At 35.1% G+C, this 17,067-nt stretch carries 17 protein-coding genes; 15 read left to right on the plus strand and 2 right to left on the minus strand.

Annotation, left to right across the window (positions count from 1 at the left end; translation table 11 throughout):
* Window positions 1-118: 118 nt before the first annotated feature.
* Window positions 119-274, minus strand: a complete 156-nt coding sequence (locus C0Q44_RS30180; protein ID WP_181150955.1) for a hypothetical protein — start codon at window positions 272-274, stop codon at window positions 119-121.
* A 232-nt stretch (window positions 275-506) separates the two neighbouring features.
* On the opposite strand from C0Q44_RS30180, the gene C0Q44_RS12125 reads away from it, so the two are divergent.
* From C0Q44_RS12125 to C0Q44_RS30930, 6 genes are all read left to right on the plus strand, one after another.
* Entirely contained in the window at window positions 507-1,631 is a 1,125-nt protein-coding gene (locus tag C0Q44_RS12125; RefSeq protein ID WP_258166295.1) for a FecCD family ABC transporter permease, read from the plus strand.
* 1 nt (window position 1,632) lies between these two features.
* Window positions 1,633-2,400, plus strand: a complete 768-nt coding sequence (locus C0Q44_RS12130; protein WP_105407456.1) for an ABC transporter ATP-binding protein — start codon at window positions 1,633-1,635, stop codon at window positions 2,398-2,400.
* 130 nt (window positions 2,401-2,530) lie between these two features.
* A complete protein-coding gene (locus C0Q44_RS12135; protein WP_258166296.1) occupies window positions 2,531-2,941 on the plus strand; it encodes a nitroreductase family protein in 411 nt (136 codons plus the stop codon).
* Between the two features lie 296 nt (window positions 2,942-3,237).
* Window positions 3,238-3,408, plus strand: coding sequence for a hypothetical protein (locus tag C0Q44_RS30185; protein ID WP_181150956.1), 171 nt, complete (start codon window positions 3,238-3,240; stop codon window positions 3,406-3,408).
* A 4-nt stretch (window positions 3,409-3,412) separates the two neighbouring features.
* Entirely contained in the window at window positions 3,413-3,775 is a 363-nt protein-coding gene (locus C0Q44_RS12140) for a TroA family protein (protein WP_105407458.1), read from the plus strand.
* Between the two features lie 48 nt (window positions 3,776-3,823).
* Window positions 3,824-3,949: a hypothetical protein gene (locus C0Q44_RS30930; RefSeq protein ID WP_258166258.1), complete on the plus strand. Its 126-nt coding sequence runs from the start codon at window positions 3,824-3,826 to the stop codon at window positions 3,947-3,949.
* 163 nt (window positions 3,950-4,112) lie between these two features.
* On the opposite strand, the gene C0Q44_RS12145 is transcribed toward C0Q44_RS30930, so the two are convergent.
* Window positions 4,113-5,470, minus strand: a protein-coding gene (locus tag C0Q44_RS12145; RefSeq protein WP_105407459.1) for an IS3 family transposase whose coding sequence is annotated in 2 segments (ribosomal slippage) — window positions 4,113-5,017 and window positions 5,017-5,470 — 1,359 coding nt in all. Because the reading frame shifts where the segments join, the coding sequence is not laid out codon by codon here.
* A 174-nt stretch (window positions 5,471-5,644) separates the two neighbouring features.
* Between C0Q44_RS12145 and C0Q44_RS12150 the strand changes: the two genes are divergently transcribed.
* The 9 genes from C0Q44_RS12150 to lanM (C0Q44_RS12185) all read left to right on the plus strand — a co-directional run bounded on the left by C0Q44_RS12150 (window position 5,645) and on the right by lanM (C0Q44_RS12185) (window position 17,027).
* On the plus strand, window positions 5,645-5,872 hold the full coding sequence (locus C0Q44_RS12150; RefSeq protein ID WP_105407460.1) for a helix-turn-helix transcriptional regulator: 228 nt from the start codon (window positions 5,645-5,647) through the stop codon (window positions 5,870-5,872).
* A gap of 2 nt (window positions 5,873-5,874) precedes the next feature.
* On the plus strand, window positions 5,875-6,204 hold the full coding sequence (locus C0Q44_RS12155) for a hypothetical protein (protein ID WP_105407461.1): 330 nt from the start codon (window positions 5,875-5,877) through the stop codon (window positions 6,202-6,204).
* A 16-nt stretch (window positions 6,205-6,220) separates the two neighbouring features.
* The gene (locus tag C0Q44_RS12160) at window positions 6,221-7,135 is read left to right on the plus strand and encodes an ABC transporter ATP-binding protein (RefSeq protein ID WP_105407462.1); all 915 of its coding nucleotides are present in this window, start codon (window positions 6,221-6,223) and stop codon (window positions 7,133-7,135) included.
* A complete protein-coding gene (locus tag C0Q44_RS12165; protein ID WP_105407463.1) occupies window positions 7,132-7,875 on the plus strand; it encodes an ABC transporter permease in 744 nt (247 codons plus the stop codon). Before C0Q44_RS12160 ends, C0Q44_RS12165 begins: the two co-directional genes overlap by 4 nt.
* A 268-nt stretch (window positions 7,876-8,143) precedes the next feature.
* Entirely contained in the window at window positions 8,144-8,350 is a 207-nt protein-coding gene (locus tag C0Q44_RS12170; protein WP_105407464.1) for a plantaricin C family lantibiotic, read from the plus strand.
* 59 nt (window positions 8,351-8,409) lie between these two features.
* Window positions 8,410-11,433, plus strand: coding sequence for a type 2 lanthipeptide synthetase LanM (gene lanM / locus C0Q44_RS12175; protein ID WP_105407465.1), 3,024 nt, complete (start codon window positions 8,410-8,412; stop codon window positions 11,431-11,433).
* Window positions 11,434-11,521: 88 nt separating this feature from the next.
* The gene (locus tag C0Q44_RS12180; protein WP_105407466.1) at window positions 11,522-13,672 is read left to right on the plus strand and encodes a peptidase domain-containing ABC transporter; all 2,151 of its coding nucleotides are present in this window, start codon (window positions 11,522-11,524) and stop codon (window positions 13,670-13,672) included.
* A 215-nt stretch (window positions 13,673-13,887) separates the two neighbouring features.
* The gene (locus C0Q44_RS29855; RefSeq protein WP_146113448.1) at window positions 13,888-14,070 is read left to right on the plus strand and encodes a class II lanthipeptide, LchA2/BrtA2 family; all 183 of its coding nucleotides are present in this window, start codon (window positions 13,888-13,890) and stop codon (window positions 14,068-14,070) included.
* A 143-nt stretch (window positions 14,071-14,213) separates the two neighbouring features.
* Window positions 14,214-17,027 (plus strand): type 2 lanthipeptide synthetase LanM, encoded by a 2,814-nt coding sequence (lanM, locus tag C0Q44_RS12185; protein WP_181150957.1) that lies wholly within the window; start codon window positions 14,214-14,216, stop codon window positions 17,025-17,027.
* Window positions 17,028-17,067 lie beyond the last annotated feature (40 nt).

Genomic DNA, 17,067 nt, shown 5'->3' on the forward strand with positions numbered 1-17,067 from the left:
GGCGCAGCAGCAAAATGAGCAGTGAGAATTTCTTCTCCTGCTCATTTGCTGTGCCATTTTCTCAACGCCATCCAGAATTTGATATCCATAACCCCAGAACTGGCTGAAATCTGTAACATTAATGTTGCGGCATTTTCCTGAACGTCGAAGATTTGCCCGAGTTGTGCAATATCGCTATACAGGCTATCAAGATTTTGGCAAACTCATCCGCCACATCCGGTGTAACGGAACCGTACAGAGCAGCAACGCCGCTGGTTCTGGATGTGAATTTCATTAAACGATGAACCCCTTTTCTATGTGGTTATAATTGACAAAGATAATCATTCTCAATTATAATCCGAGAAAATACGTTGTAAGTGAATCAATTTCATAATACCTTTAGCTGCTTCAATCAAGGCTAGATATAGATCAAAAGGGTTCATTTTGTCTATATCTAGTTACAAAAAATCCATTTTAGTGAGTTATGAAATTGATTCAAGTATCTATATTTAATTTACACAGAATTGATGGGGGAAGAGATGGCACAGATGGTTCAGGTTCAGACACAGCGTACAGTGGGGAAAAAAGAGTCTATGGTTCATAGCAAATCAGGGTTTGCATTATTGATTGCAGCTTTGATCATCATTACGATCATTTCCGTGGGTATCGCAGTTTCTATCGGACAAGTACGTATTCCGCTGGGGGAGTCCTATCGTATTCTTTTGTACAAATTAACAGGATTTCAGTGGGGAGCAACACCAATCGAAGCAGGGTCCTTTACGGATATCATCTGGCAGATTCGTTTTCCGCGTGTGCTGATGGCGATGTTTATCGGTGCAGGTCTGGCCTTGTGCGGTGCTGTTATACAGGCGGCTGTGCAGAATCCGCTAGCTGATCCATACATATTGGGTATATCCTCAGGCGCTTCACTCGGAGCAACTTTTGCAATTCTCATTGGCTTTGGCGCCATTGGCTGGCTGGGTCAGACCGGTGTGGCTTTCTGGGCTTTTGCCGGAGCGATGGGGGCTTCTCTCTTGGTGTTGACCCTTGCGGGTATACGGGGAAAAATGACATCGGTCAAGCTGGTGCTTGCCGGTATGGTCATTAACGCGCTGTGCAGCGCCTTTTCCAACTTTATTATTTATTTTGCCAACAATGCCGAAGGCATCAAGACAGTGACGTTCTGGACCATGGGCAGCCTTGCAGCTTCCGGATGGAACAAACTTCCGCTGGTGGGTATTGTGGTGCTTGTAGCCATTCTATTCTTCCTGTTGCAGTCGAGAGTACTCAATACGATGTTACTGGGGGATGAAGCAGCGGTTACACTAGGCATCAATCTGAGTGTATACCGCAGGCTGTACATGCTGTTAACTGCTCTGGTAACGGGCGTGATGGTAGCCGGATGCGGCATGATCGGATTTGTCGGACTGATTATTCCGCATATCGTGAGAGGTCTGGTTGGTTCAGATCATCGCAAAGTGATGCCTATATCCGTGCTGTTCGGAGCTATTTTCCTGATCTGGACGGACGTTATTGCACGATCACTAATTTCCAGTGTTGAGCTGCCGATTGGTATTATTACAGCCATGATTGGTGCGCCGATGTTTATGTATATGCTCGTCAAAAAAGGCTACGGTTTTGGAGGAAATTAACATGAAACTGAACGTTGAAAATGTATCCATCTCCGTGCTGAATACGGACATCATAAGGGACATTTCATTACAGGTGAACGGCAAGCGGTTTGTTGGACTGATTGGTCCGAATGGATGTGGCAAATCTACCTTGCTCAAGAGCATCTATAAAGTGATCAAACCGCAGCATGGCAAGGTTTTTCTGGATGATATCGATATTCTCAAATCTAGTCCGAAGGTTGTCTCCAGACATTTGGGCGTTGTCGGCCAGTTTAATGAATTGAGCTTTGATTTTACGGTGCGCGAGATGGTCATGATGGGTCGTACTCCACACAAAAAACTGCTGGAATCGGACAATGAACAGGATCATGCAATCGTGGAGCAGGCGCTGGAAAAAGTACATCTGACTGGACATGCGGAGCGTAATTACGTGTCTTTGTCTGGGGGAGAGAAACAGCGTGTGGTATTGGCGCGTGTCCTGGCACAGCAACCTGAATTCCTGATTCTGGACGAGCCGACCAACCATCTGGACATCAAATACCAGCTTCAGATTCTGAACATTGTTCGTGGACTCGGCATTGGTATATTGGCAGCGCTCCATGACCTCGAACTCGCCGCAGAATATTGTGATTATCTCTATGTAGTGAAAAAAGGCCAGATTGTTGTCCATGGCAAACCGGCTGATATTCTGACTCGCGAGATGATTGGTGAGGTATTCGACGTAGACTGTGAAATCTATCAGAATCCGGTTACGGGCGGTCTGGGTATTGCTTACCTGAGCACACGGTGATTACGACTATTAATTGAACTAAGCATTTATACGAGAACGTAGAGGTCAGAAATAACCCGCTCCGCCAACGAATCAACCAAGCTAAACATCAGCGATACAACCAGATAATAAGGAGTGATGTTTGACGAAAGTGATCGAGATGTCCCCGGTAGCACAGGCAATTATGGAGCATCGAGCCATAAGGCGGTTCAAGAGTGATCCGGTTCCGCAGGAAGTGCTGGCATTCTTGCAGAATACGGCGAATTGGGCACCTAATCATGGCTTACGTGAGCCTTGGCGATATATCCAGTTTTCGGATGCTTTCCGCGAGCAGTTTACCGAAGATCGTCGTGGGTACGAGGAATCCCGCAGAGCAGAATATGCTGTCATTCAACTACATCTGGTCGTTGTCATGAGGAAGATCCACGGTCAAAGCAATGGATCGAAGATTTTGGTACGGTGTGCAGCTGGATTCAAAGTTTTCAACTTGCAGCTTGGGAGCAGACTTGGCGTAGTATGGAAAACGAATACATTCCTGTTACCCCGAACTTCCGTGAGATGACAGGGTATTGCCTGGGGAGCGAATTGTGGGTGTATTGCATATTGGTTATCCCGATGTCATTCCCAAGCCGCGTCCGCATATGTATGCAGCAGATAAACTAACGATTAACAATTAGAAGCGAGGCCCGGGAGGGCTTCGCTTCTAATTGTTAGGGGGAAGCATTTCTCCGCTTGGATGAGATGGAACATTAGGCACGAAGTAAACTGGTCTGTCATGCCGGGAAAGTTACTACGCTGGAAATTTCTCGAATTAGGATATAGTTTCTGGATCAGAGGTAGCCTTTTTTCTAGGATCATGTGAGTAGCGTATTAGCTGAAACGGATCATGAGCAATTCCCGGAATACCTTGTAGATAGGCTGGTTGATGTGAAACAGATCGGTACTTGGGACGAGCCGAATCTGGAAGCCATTTTGCAACTGAGTCCCGATATGATCATCTACACCGAGTTCCCAGGAAGGAATCTATGAGAAGTTGACACTCATTGCGAATACACTGATGCTGGAACGGAATGAAGACTGGCGTGATACATTGAAGAAATTTGGAAAGATCATGGATAAGGATCAGGAAGCAGACCAGGTACTTGATCAATACAATACTCGTATTACCGAGATGAAATCAGCCTTGTCCGCCAAGCTGGGAGAAGATATTGTTGCGTTGTTTCGTCCAAAAGACAATAGTGTCTGTCTGCATACTACTTCGCACCTTACAGCTAGTATTCTGTATGGTGATCTGAGAATGAATGCACCAAAACTGATGGAGAATGACAAGGATAACAGTACAATGATATTCGTGGAGATTTTGCTGAACTTGATGGCAATTACCTCTTTGTTCTGAGGGATTACAGCAATCAGGATTTAGAGGTGAAATCCACAACACGTCGTTATGGATGAACTTGATGTGGTTAAAGCGAAGCAGGTCTATACGATGGATACTACACTGTGGATTGCTTATTATGATCCAATTGTACTGAATCTGTTGATAGATTATATGGAGAAATCATGGTTGTAAATAGTTTAGTTATGCAGGACATGATCCAGAGGTGAGTGGAGATGTACATGACAGTTGATATAAGTTGAAAATTAAAATTGAAGTGATAAAGACCACCCCTCAATTGAGCAATGTTGATTTGCTCAATTTGAAGTGACCCCATAAAGTTAGACAGGTTATATCATTAGGCAACTTGTTGGGCATGAATCCGGTAGCGTACGGGACTCATGCCCTTTAGTTTTGCCTTAATGCGTTTGTTGTTGTAATAATCAATGTATTTGGATAGCTCTTGTTTAAAATGTGAGATATTTTCAAATTCCTTTAAATACAAAAACTCGGATTTCATGATGCCAAAGAAGTTCTCCATGACGGCGTTATCGTAGCAGTTACCTTTACGGGACATACTTTGCGTGATACCGCGTTCTTCAAGGGCATGACGATACGGTTTCATCTGATAGTGCCAACCTTGATCCGAATGAATAAGGAGTTTATCCTCATCTGTTAATCGGTAAAATGCTTGATCTAACATCGTGGAAACAAGGGAGTAGACTGGTCTTGAACCAATCGTATATGTAATGATTTCTCCGTTATATAGATCGAGTATGGGGGATAAATACAATTTTTCTCCGAGCAATTTAAACTCTGTAATATCTGTAACCCACTTCTCGTTTGGCCTTTCCGCGTGGAAGTTGCGTTCCAATAGATTCGGTGCGATCGTGCCAATCGTTCCTTTATACGAACGGTATTTCTTCATACGTACCAAACAATTTAATCCCAATACCTTCATCACACGGTGTACCTTTTTATGATTCACACGGTGTCCACGATTGATTAACTCGTCACGAATACAACGATAACCATAGCGTCCCTCATGCTCATCATAAATCGCTTGGATCATGTCTTTTAACTCCGAATCCTTGTCTGGCGCTCCCAACGCCTTTACCACATAATAATACGTGCTACGCAGGATATCTGCTAGCTGAAGAAGTGCTTTCACCGAAAATTGATTCCTTAGTTCATAGACTACTTGAGCTTTGTCTTGTTTGGTGATTTTCCCTTGTTTTGAACTAAGGCATTCAACTTTTTTAAGTAGGCATTCTCCATTCTCAAACGCTCTACCTCTGCTTGTAAAGCCTCTACAGACCCTTCTACTAACGTTTGATCCTTCTGTGATTTAGTTCCTTTTTTCATGGATGAGCGCCCCTTTTTCTTTGGTTGCAGGGCGTCTCCCCCTTGTAATTCTAAGCTTTTAATCCAGCTTAAAAGGGTACTGTGGCTAGGAATATTAAATATAGTAGCCGTTTCTCTAACAGACGTCCCAAATTCGTTCATATAATGAAGTATGTCTAGTTTAATCTGTGCAGGATATGATGTATAGCCCTTTATAAAGGCTTTTTCACCATGATGCTCATATTGTCTAATCCAGTTTAAAAAGACAGAATGGTGAAGCCCGATCGATTTTGCGATGCTTTTCATGCTCTCTGATCCCTTTTTATAACGCATAACAGCTTGTATTTTTTCATCTGTGCTAAATTTGGTCATAAAAAAACTGCACCTCCAATTGGTAATTGTGTCTAACAATTGGGGTGCAGTTCAATTGAGGGGTGGTCTTTATTTTTTTGGAGGTTCAGCGTGGTAAATTATTTCTTAAAAAAGTATAAGTATACTTTACTTTTTTTAAGAAATAATTTACAATCTAAATGGAAGGAGTGATCAATATTGGAAAATAAATCTGATCTGATCTTAAATAAAGTTTATGAATTCAGGGTACTAAGAAAAATGTCTCAAAGCGATCTTGCAAAAGTTGTAGGAGTCTCTAAACAAACGATTTTTGTTATGGAAAAGAATAATTACTCTCCATCTTTGCTTTTGGCGTATAAAATTGCTGATTTTTTTGGCGTAAGTATCGAAGAAGTTTTTATATATCAAAAGGGGGGGATCTGAGCATGATGAATAATTTAGATCGCTGGTTAGACGTTAGTAGTAATTTCAACATTTTCATAGGTGTAGTTACATTTATAGGGATAATCAGTGCGTTTGTATATACTTTGTTTTTGAACAAGATTGGAAAAAAAGATGAATACAGCTTACAAATCAGGCTTAATGTGACGAATAAGATGTTTATCTCACTTATCATTGTATTCGCCCTATTTGTTGTTTTAGTTCCAAACGATATGTTGCATTACAAACAAATCATTTATATGTGCTTTGCGGTTACTGTCCTGGTAGGAGCTATATCAGCTGCTTATTACTACGTTAGAGACTTTAAAAATTGAGCGGAGGTAGGGACAGATGAGCACATTAATTAAAATAGAAAATTTAAATAAACAATATCGAAATACCTTAGCTCTGGATAATATCAATCTGAGAATTAATGAAGGCGATATTTATGGTTTAATTGGGAAAAATGGCGCAGGTAAGTCTTCTTTGCTTCGAGTATTATGTGGTCAATCTACTCAATACTCAGGGGAAATAGAGTTGTTTGGAAAAAAACTGAAACAAGGTTCTGATCAAAGGGGAAACATCGGTTCTTTAATAGAATATCCAGCATTTTACCCCGAGTTAACAGGTAGGCAAAATCTGGAATATTATAGAATTCAAAAAGGAATCACTGATAAGAAGCGCATTGAAAAACTTCTTAACGATTTAGATTTAAATAAATTCGCAGAAAAGAAGTTCAAACAATATTCTCTTGGGAATAAGCAAAGACTGGGGATCGCTCTCGCCTTACTAAATGATCCAAAAATTTTAATTTTGGATGAACCAATTAACGGATTAGATCCCATTGGCATCAAAGAAATAAGAAATTTTTTACTGGAATTAAATAAAACATCGAATACGACTATACTGATTTCTAGCCATATTCTATCTGAACTTGAACATTTAATTACAAAAATAGGCTTTATTGATAATGGGAAAATGATTAAGGAAATTAGTATTGAAGATTTTAAAAAGATTGCTAAGAGCTCAATTATCATCAAAGTTTCTAATTACAATAAAATATATCCTCTTCTAAAAAACACTTTTAAAAATAACGAAGTAACTCTGCAAGATAATCTGGCTATTAAAATATCTGGTGAACATATAGATATTTCGGGTATATCAAAAGTTATCCTTCAGGCAGACGAGAAAATACAATCCATACATGAAGATACTGACTCCTTGGAAGACTATTTTATCAATTTAGTTGGAGGTGTGGAAAGATGAATAATTATCTTAAAAGTGAAATATACAGAATAAAATCTAGAAAACTTATATATTTGTTACCTTTTATTATTGCGGCAATTCCTATATTTGGGGTTTTTCTAGTGTGGTCGGTTGGGCTTTCAAACCCTGATTTCGGTTATAACAATACAGGGTTTATATATAAATTCTGCAGACTGTCATTTAACAGTCTTATACTTATTATACCATTTCTAACGATTTATCTGTTTTCCAGCGAATATTCCAATGGTACGTTTAAAAATGTAGTTGCGTCAGGAATAAGCAGAAAAAGCATATATATATCAAAATTTGTTATCATATTTTCTATATTAGTCTTAATCAGTATTATTGATTTGATCCTTATTGTTTCTACGATTGAGTTGCTTATAGTACATAAAAATCCTACCGAACAAACTATTTTTTTTCAAAGTATAATTCAAACAATTCCTCTTCTTATTGCAGCTTTTTCAATATCTATAATGCTTTGTTTTACAGAAGAAAAGATAATCTCTAATTTGGTGAAGTATTATATTATTACGTATATAATACCTGTGTTTTTTGGGAATTTTGAGAATTTGATTGTTGGAATTAAACCTTATCTGAAAATTTTTCCTGTTATTATAATGACCGATAATATACCCTTTTCGGTTGGAAGTGTCTTATTTAATTGGTTAGAGGCTGTGGTGTATTTCTCAATTGCTTTTATTATAGGAAATCTAATTTTCAATAAAAAAGAGATATGAGTTTAAAGAATTTTGACATATATGAAGAGTGATGTTCCTGGAATTTAAAACAAACATGAAACTACACTATCGTAGGTGTTTAACCTAGGATAGTGTAGTTTTTTTTGTAAGGGGAAGGATGAGAGGAGAATGATATAAAATGTCACAAACAAAACACATATAACTTCAATAAATGTAAATATAATCAAAAAAAAGATTGAAAAAGTAAAAAAAAGTCTTATAATGTAAATCAGCTGGGTATATATTCTAAAAAGTAGGAGTGATTGTAATGGTAAATAATAGAAACCCTTTTATTACTTTCAATAAAAATGAGAAAATGGAATTTTTATCTCCTGTGTTAGCAGAAGAACTTACCGAAGTTGACATCAGTATTCAAGGTGGATGTACTACAAATACGTTTACACTCAGCAATTTCTTAGGTAATGAAGGCGGTTGGTGTACATTATCAAAAGAATGTCAGCGCGCCTGTAACTAATTAAATTAGGTTATACATATACCCAGCTTATTTTATCAAGAGTTTAGGGAGGGACCATTGTGAATTTGACTAAAGATGATGTAATACCATTCTGGAAATCTCTACTAAGTATTCCGAATGAAAAAAATTTGGAATCTCATCTCGAACACTTCTTCGATGCAAGTATAGATATGTTAGTTGATAAAATTAACAATGAAAACGCAAACAAAATATTAAGCATTGAAAGTATTGAATTGGGTCAAGAGAAAGATGATTTTTTCAAAAAGGAACTCGATTTTTTCTTGATTAAATTGAATAACATTATCGATCCTTGTGAAATTTTATTGGACAAAATCAATTTCAGAGAGTCCCAGAATAATCAGCTGGAGAAAATCATAGAAAATGATCTGTGGTATTTTCTAATTGATGAGGCTACGCTTTATTTTAAAGAGAATAATACAAATTTCATAAATAAAAACGGTGAGGAGGCTCTTCAAATCTTCATTGAAGAAGTATTTCACACTAAACGTTTTAGAAGCCAATGTGAAATATTATATCCTGATCTGTTCTCTCTAATTAGCCTAAGAATTAATCATTATTTACAATATATTGAAAATATCATTAATAATATAACGGTTGATTTAAAAAAAATACAATCTTTATTACCGATATCCAATTCATCTCTTAAAGTGAAGGATATTAAAATTGGGAGTGGTGACACACATTCCAATGGTAAGAGTGTTGCTAAGATTGAATTTAATCAGGGGATTGTATATTACAAACCGAGAACTGGTGAGCTTGATATAAACTTTTTTGACTTTATGGATCAATTATCTACATATGATGAGAAATTCAACTTTAAGCGAGCAGAAGTTATCAGTGAACTCAACTATTCCTACTTCAAAGAAGTTGAACATGTTCTTGTTGAAAACCAGGAAGAAATGAAGATATACTACGAAAAATTAGGATATATTTTATGTGTTATGTATACATTAAATGGCACTGATTTTCACAGTGAAAATATTATTGCGCATGGAAAAGATCCTGTTTTAGTTGATCTGGAATCACTTTTTCATTCCAACATATTCCTAAATGAGAATTTGTATGATCACGGATTTTTGGAAATTATCAAATCTTCTGATCCTACGGTTTTAGATATAGGAATACTACCTAAAAAGATCGTTAAAAACTACGATTCAGATGATTACTCCTTAGAGATTGGTGGAATTGGTGCGGAAAAACAAAAAACTTCACCGTTTAAATTTTCGGAGTTTAGCATTGACGAAGATGGAAAGCCAAAACATGTGAGGAAATTCGGATTCAATGGGGTAAGTGAAAATAATCCGATTAAAGAGATTGATGATTCTAAGATATTTGAAATGAATTTAATTATACAAAGTAGTTTTGAATATTTTTATAAGTGGATTCTGAATAATAAGATTCTTTACCAGAATATGATAATCAAATATTTCAGTAATCAGAAAATTAGAGTGATATTACGTCCTACTTTTTTATATTCTAAATTACTTCTCCTTAGTAAAAATATTTATATTATAGGGAATAAAACGAATCGTGAAATACTCTTTTCCAAATTAGCTTTTGAACGTGAGAATCAATTATCCTTTGTTTACAGTGAATACAATCAACTAATGAACTATGACATTCCAATATTTTATGCAAATACGAATGGTTTAGAGATAATGGATTCCAATAATAATAATCTAGGTGTACTTTCAGATAAAACTCCACTGGAGAGTACGATTTTTAAAATAAATAAGATGTCATTAGATGACCTAGATAACCAGAAAATTTTGATTGACCAAGCAATGAGATTAAAAGAATACAAAGGTGATAAAACAGATATTGTCTTTGGATCTTTAGAAGGAGAAAAAAATAATATCGAGCTTGAAAAAGCTGGATATCTTGTTCAAAATATTGGAGATCTATTAATAAAACGAGCGATTCATGCTAACAAAGAATCTGTTACATGGATCAGTACTACTATTCTAGGAAAAGAAGAATCGGAATTTGGTGTTGGACCAGTAGGGAATGATGTTTACTTAGGTAATGCAGGAATTGCCCTCTTCCTGGCTCAACTTTATAAATTCACTAGTAATGAAAAATATAAAGAAATTGTTATCAAAGCTATGAATTATAATATCCGTTTTTTACAACAGGAAAAACTATATGAAAGTGGCAATGTTGGCTATTACAATGGAACCAGTGGATTATTATTAAGTATAGCGGTTATTAATAAAATAATACCTATTCAGAATTTTGAAGAGATAATGGACACATCATTACAAAGACTGAAGCGATTGGTGAAAAATAGTAATAACTATGATATTTTTTCGGGATCTAGTGGATTAATCACAAGTTTAATTGCTTTAGATGAATTATATCCTGGTTATCGTAACCTTATCCGTCCATTGTTAGAGGACTCTTATTCTAATTTGTATACGAACGCTGTACGCAAGGAGAATTTTTGTTATTGGGAGAACAAAAATACATTAGCATATGTTGGCTATGCCCATGGAAATGCTGGTATTTTGGCATCACTGATCAAACTAAAATCAATCGAGGATGACGTAATAGGATATCAACTTGTAAGTAATGATTTCTTAAAAGAAATATCCAATTACATTGATACAGCTTATGATGAAGATTTGAATGATTGGGAAAATATTCCTAAATCAAAAAAATATTCACACGGTTGGTGTCATGGAGTTCCAGGTTTGTTATTAACTCAAATAATAGCTAAAGAATCCAAGTCAGAAATGCTGAAAGATGAAAGATATATAAGAAATTTAGTTGATATTATCGTCGAAAAAGGATTTGGAGCTAATCCTTCTTATTGTCATGGAGATTTAGGAAGCTTGAGAATTATTCAAAAATACGCGATGGTGTTTGGTGATGAGAATCTTCTGGAACAATGCAATACAACATATATTAGTATGTTCCATAAAACTATAGATAAAAAATGGAAAAAACAAGTGTTATCCCATTCAGAATCCTTAGGTTTAGTGATAGGCGTTTCGGGCTGGGGACATTCCGTATTGCAACATTTGTATCCAGAACAAACGTTTGATTTCTTTACCTTATAAATGCTAGTGAAATAGATTCAAAGACCAGTGTAGTGGCACCTACACAAAACGAAGAAGATAGGAAATTGCCCCCTCATGAGGTGTTTAAATGAAAAGAATCAAGATAATCAGACAATTACAACCCAATGAATGTGGGCTTTGTTGTTGCAAAATGGTATTAGATTATCATGGTTGTCATGTTCAATTAAGAGATATTCGCAATGAGATTGGTTCAATTAGGGATGGAGTCAATATATTTCATATAAAAGGATATATTGAAAAGTATAATTACAAAGCCAGAGTACTAAAAATAAAGACTGCTGGTATAACAGACACACTGAAAAAGGTGAATCTCCCAGCTATTCTTTTCTGGGACAACAGACACTTTGTTGTATTGGAAAGCATAAAGAATAATCGTTATTCGATTATAGATCCTGAATTAGGTAGGATTTCTTGTACTGAAAAGGATATATTAACTCATTTCAATAACATATTATTAGAGGTTCATCCATTAGAGGATTCTTTAAAAATACCTGATATAGGGTTTAAGAAAAAATGGTATTTCTTTATTTCATCATTGAAATCATCAGCAGGCAAAATAACATTAAGCATAGTGCTATCGATTTTTATGTATCTAATAACTATTTTTTCTGCAGAATTTTCTAAAAGAATAATTAATAGCATCTCAGAAGTTACGAATCATACTAACCTTGAAGAGCATTTAGGGACTATCAATGATTTTCTTATTGTATTGATACTGTTTTTCATGGTTGTAGGCATTACAGCATTCATTCGTGAGATTATCTCTTTGTCTCTTCGTGTGGATACTGAGAAAAAAATAGTGTCAGAAGCATTCAAAAAAACGTTGAATTTACCTTATTCGTTTTTTGAATCTCGGACTAATGGCGAATTGATGACTAGCTTGGGTAGTGTGAATCTTCTGAAAGATTTCCTTTTGGACAAGTATATAAAAATGTTTTTTGATATTGGATTATTTCTCATTTTAATTGGATATGTCTGTTCAATATCAGTGAAATTGTTCTGGATACACATTATTTTATTAGTACTGAACCAAATACTCATTATCAGTCTATCCAATAAAATCAAAGAATTGGGTCATCAAGAGTTCACTTTAAATTCATTATCTAACGGTATTCAAATAGAGACACTACACTCAATTCAGTTGACGAAGGTGATGCGGTCAGAGAATGAAATTTACTCAAGATGGGAAGATGTGTTTTCTCAATTACAAAAGATAAGAAAAAGAAAGCAGATTTATCAAGGTATTCTTTCAACTTTCGGAAATACAATCAACATTGTAATTCCTTTATTGCTACTTTTAGTAGGGTTTTATTTATTCATTTATCAGGAAGTAACACTAGGCGACATTATCATTGCCCAAACGTTTACCATTATGTCGATCTCATTAATAAGTCAAGTGTTGAACACGTATAGTGAGTACATTGTCAACTCAAGTTTCATTGAAAGAATTAATGATATCGTGCTGCATCCTGAAGAGATTCAAGGCATCAAAGAAATAGATAAAATCATAAAAATTGAAATAAAAAATTTGAACTTTGCGTATGCAAAGGATGCCAGTTTGGTTCTTAAGAATATTAATCTTTGTATTCAAAGTGGTGAGAAAATAGCATTTGTGGGCTCAACAGGTTGTGGTAAAAGTACGCTTATCAAATTGTTATCTGGATTGTATAGAGAGAAAAATCTGCCTATTTTTTATAATGGCATACCAGCGAATGAAATAGACACGATTTCCTTAAGTAAGCAGGTATCTTGTGTCCTCCAAGATATGCATATTTATGCAGATACAATTTATGAAAATATACGTGCACAAAGAAATGTCTATAATGAGGCAGATGTGAAGAAAGCTGCAGAAGCTGCGTGCCTCGATCAAGATGTATCTAAGTTTCCTATGCAATATTATACAGTAACTACAGACTCTGGTATGGATTTATCTGGTGGACAGAAACAAAGAATTGCAATTGCAAGAGCCATATTGAACAATCCAACAGTTCTCATATTTGATGAAGGAACGAGTTATCTTGATTATACAACTGAGAAAAAAATCATGAATAACATACTCAGTCAGGAAAATATTTCAATAATTGTTGCACATCGGTTAGATAGCATTAAGAATTGTGATTGTATTTATTTTATGGAAGATGGAGAAATAGTAGAACAAGGAACACACAGTGAGTTGATGGATAATAAAGGGAAATATTGCAGCTTATATTCGGATTAGATCTCTCTCATCCATGGTGATTGCCTAGAGTCCAATTCATATTTTAAATATTTCTAGCAATTTTCAACCACCGTTTGAAGTATAAGAGAAGCATCTTTCTTTCCTGTTTAGATCAAGCGGTGGTCAAAAAATTAATATTAATTATTGGGTACGACTTTGACAAAAGTTAACATAAATAGTTTCTTAAAAATTGATTACGAAGGGAAGAATATTAAATGACAAAACGCGAAATTAGAAAAGAAATTTTGGAGAATAACACTTTTATTTGTGAGAAAGAAGTAAGTGAGCTGCAGGATAGAGTCGGAGGGGCTATTCCTCCTATCACAACTTCTTCTTGGATTTGTGGCTTAGTTACGATGGCAGTTTGTCCATCAACAGCTTGCACAGGTGATTGTTAATCTTTGAAATTATAATTTTTTAGAAGAAGAGCAAATTAGTCAAAGTCGTACTCTTGATAATTTGCTTTTTTTGTACGATGGGATACCATTTATTGAACGATAAAGGGGCCGGAATAATGAATAGTACTTGTACTTTTCCACTATTGAAAAATAATCAAGAGCTACTAAGTTTACTTACGGAATATTTTATTATCGGTGAGAAAACGAGTTCAGAAACAGCTGAATATTTCTACACTTTTTATAATCCATTTTGTTATTCAATCAAACGTCTTATTGAAAGTAACTTTATGTCATTTATGAACTCAACTATCTTTCATTCTATTTACTTCAATAACATACAAGATGAGATTTTGAATAAAATCAGAGAAATTTGTTCAAACACTTTATTAACAGAATTAAACATAAATCGAGTAAGCGGTTCATTGCTTGGGGAAACTAAAGAAGAACGTTACTCTTATTTTGTAGAACAAATATTAGGTTCTCAGGAAGGTTTCTTTGAGATCATAGAAGTGTATTCTGAATTACTATCACTAATAGTATTAAGTATAAATCAAATATTAGAAGAGCAAATTTATATTCTTACAAAAGTGAGAGAGGATTACAATGATATTAGGAGCATATTCTTTCATTCTGATTTTATTCTAATTGGGTATAAATTTGGAATGGGGGATTCTCATAATAATGGAAAAAGTGTCAAATTAATAGAGAGCTCTTTGGGGAAATTTGTTTACAAGCCTAAATCATTAAGTTTGGAGAAGCATTTTAATGCAACGTTAGATTGGATTAATTCCAAAGGGAGCAGCCATAATCGGTTTCTAAGATATCCTAAAGTAATAGATAAACAAGAATATGGATGGCAGGAATATATCAATAATAGAGATTTAAAGAGTTCAGACTCAGCACGTGATTTTTACTATAGGCAAGGGATCAATATAGCTCTTATGTACATTCTCAATGCCAGTGATTTTCATTATGAAAATTTAATTGCGGATGAGTCACATCCAGTCCTGATCGATATCGAAACATTCTTTTCCAGTATAGAATCTTATGATGGAGATGAACTTACAGAATCTTATCAGTCATCCGTGTTGTCTACGATGATGCTTCCTATGGATTATGGAAAAATATTGGATTTTGAGATAAGTGGATTATCAGGAAAAGACGGCCAGGTATCTAGTCTATATTCAAACTTGAAGCTTACGAATATTAATAGTGACGATATGCAATTTATTAAAAAACCTTTTGTGGTAAGTGGGAAAAGAAATATACCTTCTTTTGAAGGAGAAAAAAGAGAAGCATCTCAGTACATTGATGAAATCTGCGAAGGATTTACATATGGCTATAATTTAATACGATCTTTCAAAGATGAATTTTCAAAGATCATTGATATTTTCAAGACAGATACAATAAGAGTGGTTTTACGGCCTACTCAAACTTATGCTGAATTTATTGCGATGTCTAAGTATCCTAAATACTTAATAAGCAATGAAAAAAGAAAAGAGCTTTTTAACTTGTTACTGGAATCTGAATCCGAAAAATTTCCTCTTGTTGCAATTAAAGAAGAGATGAAAAGTTTAGAAAATGAAGATGTACCTTACTTCTCTACTACAATCGGAAGTAAATCTTTAAAAATTAATACTGTTCAAATGGATAATTATTTCAAAGCGTCTCCAATGTCATATGCAAAAGAGAAAATTAATTTACTAAATAATGATGATTTGAAGTTACAAGTTAAAATTATAAAACTGTCTCTTCAATTCGAATTATCAAAAACGGATGTTGATTCAAAATATATCGACTCAGAAGAAGCTCTGAGAATACACATTGACGACAAAGCAGCTATTATAGAACAAATAGATTATTGGGTTGAGAATATATTAAATAAATCCACCAAGCTACCAAGTGGGCGAATTCAATGGTTCTCACACATTAATGATCACAATCATAAAGCTAAGTTGGGTTATATGATGTATGGTTTATACGATGGTATTACAGGAATGAGTATTTTATTTAGTTTATTATCTAAGTACATTAATTCTGAGAAATATGAACCTTATTATTCACTTTTACTTGAGGATATCGTCACTAATGAAGAAAAGGTACTTGAGCATGAAAATAATATATGTGGATTTGGGAACACTGCTTCTATTATCTACACGTATCTTTATTTAGGCAAGTTAAGAAATGAAGAAATGTTAATATCTAAAGCGGTCGAGCTGGCAGGGAAATTCTCAATTAAAGTTATAAGTATGATCGAACAAGAACAGATTGAAATTGATTTTGTTAGTGGTATAAGTAGTCTGTTAGCCATTTTGTGCAGAGTTAATAATGCATCTGAAACCAAAGAGCTGAGCATAAATATAGGAGTGATCACTAAGTATATTATAGATGAGATAGAAGTTCAGATGTCAGCTCAGGATTACCGTACAGGTTTCGCACATGGTTTTTCTGGTATTGCCTTTGCTCTAGATCTCGCCTCTGCTTATACTAGTATCCCACATAATATAATGGTGGCACTTCTTAAAATGGAAAACGAGAAATATGATCCATCTATGCACAAGTGGTGTGATACTAGGAAGAACGATAACGAGCATAGTGAGGACTACTGGTGTCAAGGATCGGTAGGAGTATATTATTCCAGGAATATAATGAAATATAATATGCCTCAAGATATTTTGATGCTGGATCAATTAAAAGATAATTCGGAAAAATCGCTTCAGCGGTTTACGAATTATTCCTTATGTCATGGCTATCTTGGGAATTTCCTGATTTTGAAGTACAACAATGCTTTACATGAAAAGTATTTTTATGTTCCGAAAAATGGAAACGACTATATTGGTGGTTTAGGAGCAAATGCTGAGTCCATAGGGCTGTTTTTAGGGGAGGCCGGTTTAGTTTACTTCTTAATTTCCATTTTAATTCAAGATATTCCTAAAGTTCTTTACTTAGAAGTTTGACGCTACTAAATGGTTATTAATTTAAATTGGGAGAGCGTAA

The sequence above is a fragment of the Paenibacillus sp. PCH8 genome (genome assembly GCF_002968835.1).
Taxonomy (GTDB): Bacteria; Bacillota; Bacilli; order Paenibacillales; family Paenibacillaceae; genus Paenibacillus.

Excerpts from the sequence above, each read along its gene's own strand:
- C0Q44_RS30930 (WP_258166258.1), top strand. The coding sequence starts at position 3,824 with ATGGATGAACTTGATGTGGTTAAAGCGAAGCAGGTCTATACGATGGAT.
- C0Q44_RS12165 (WP_105407463.1), top strand. The coding sequence starts at position 7,132 with ATGAATAATTATCTTAAAAGTGAAATATACAGAATAAAATCTAGAAAA.
- C0Q44_RS12170 (WP_105407464.1), top strand. The coding sequence starts at position 8,144 with ATGGTAAATAATAGAAACCCTTTTATTACTTTCAATAAAAATGAGAAA.
- C0Q44_RS12180 (WP_105407466.1), top strand. The coding sequence starts at position 11,522 with ATGAAAAGAATCAAGATAATCAGACAATTACAACCCAATGAATGTGGG.
- C0Q44_RS12130 (WP_105407456.1), top strand. The coding sequence starts at position 1,633 with ATGAAACTGAACGTTGAAAATGTATCCATCTCCGTGCTGAATACGGAC.
- C0Q44_RS12125 (WP_258166295.1), top strand. The coding sequence starts at position 507 with ATGGGGGAAGAGATGGCACAGATGGTTCAGGTTCAGACACAGCGTACA.
- C0Q44_RS12160 (WP_105407462.1), top strand. The coding sequence starts at position 6,221 with ATGAGCACATTAATTAAAATAGAAAATTTAAATAAACAATATCGAAAT.
- C0Q44_RS29855 (WP_146113448.1), top strand. The coding sequence starts at position 13,888 with ATGACAAAACGCGAAATTAGAAAAGAAATTTTGGAGAATAACACTTTT.
- C0Q44_RS12155 (WP_105407461.1), top strand. The coding sequence starts at position 5,875 with ATGATGAATAATTTAGATCGCTGGTTAGACGTTAGTAGTAATTTCAAC.
- C0Q44_RS30180 (WP_181150955.1), bottom strand. The coding sequence starts at position 274 with ATGAAATTCACATCCAGAACCAGCGGCGTTGCTGCTCTGTACGGTTCC.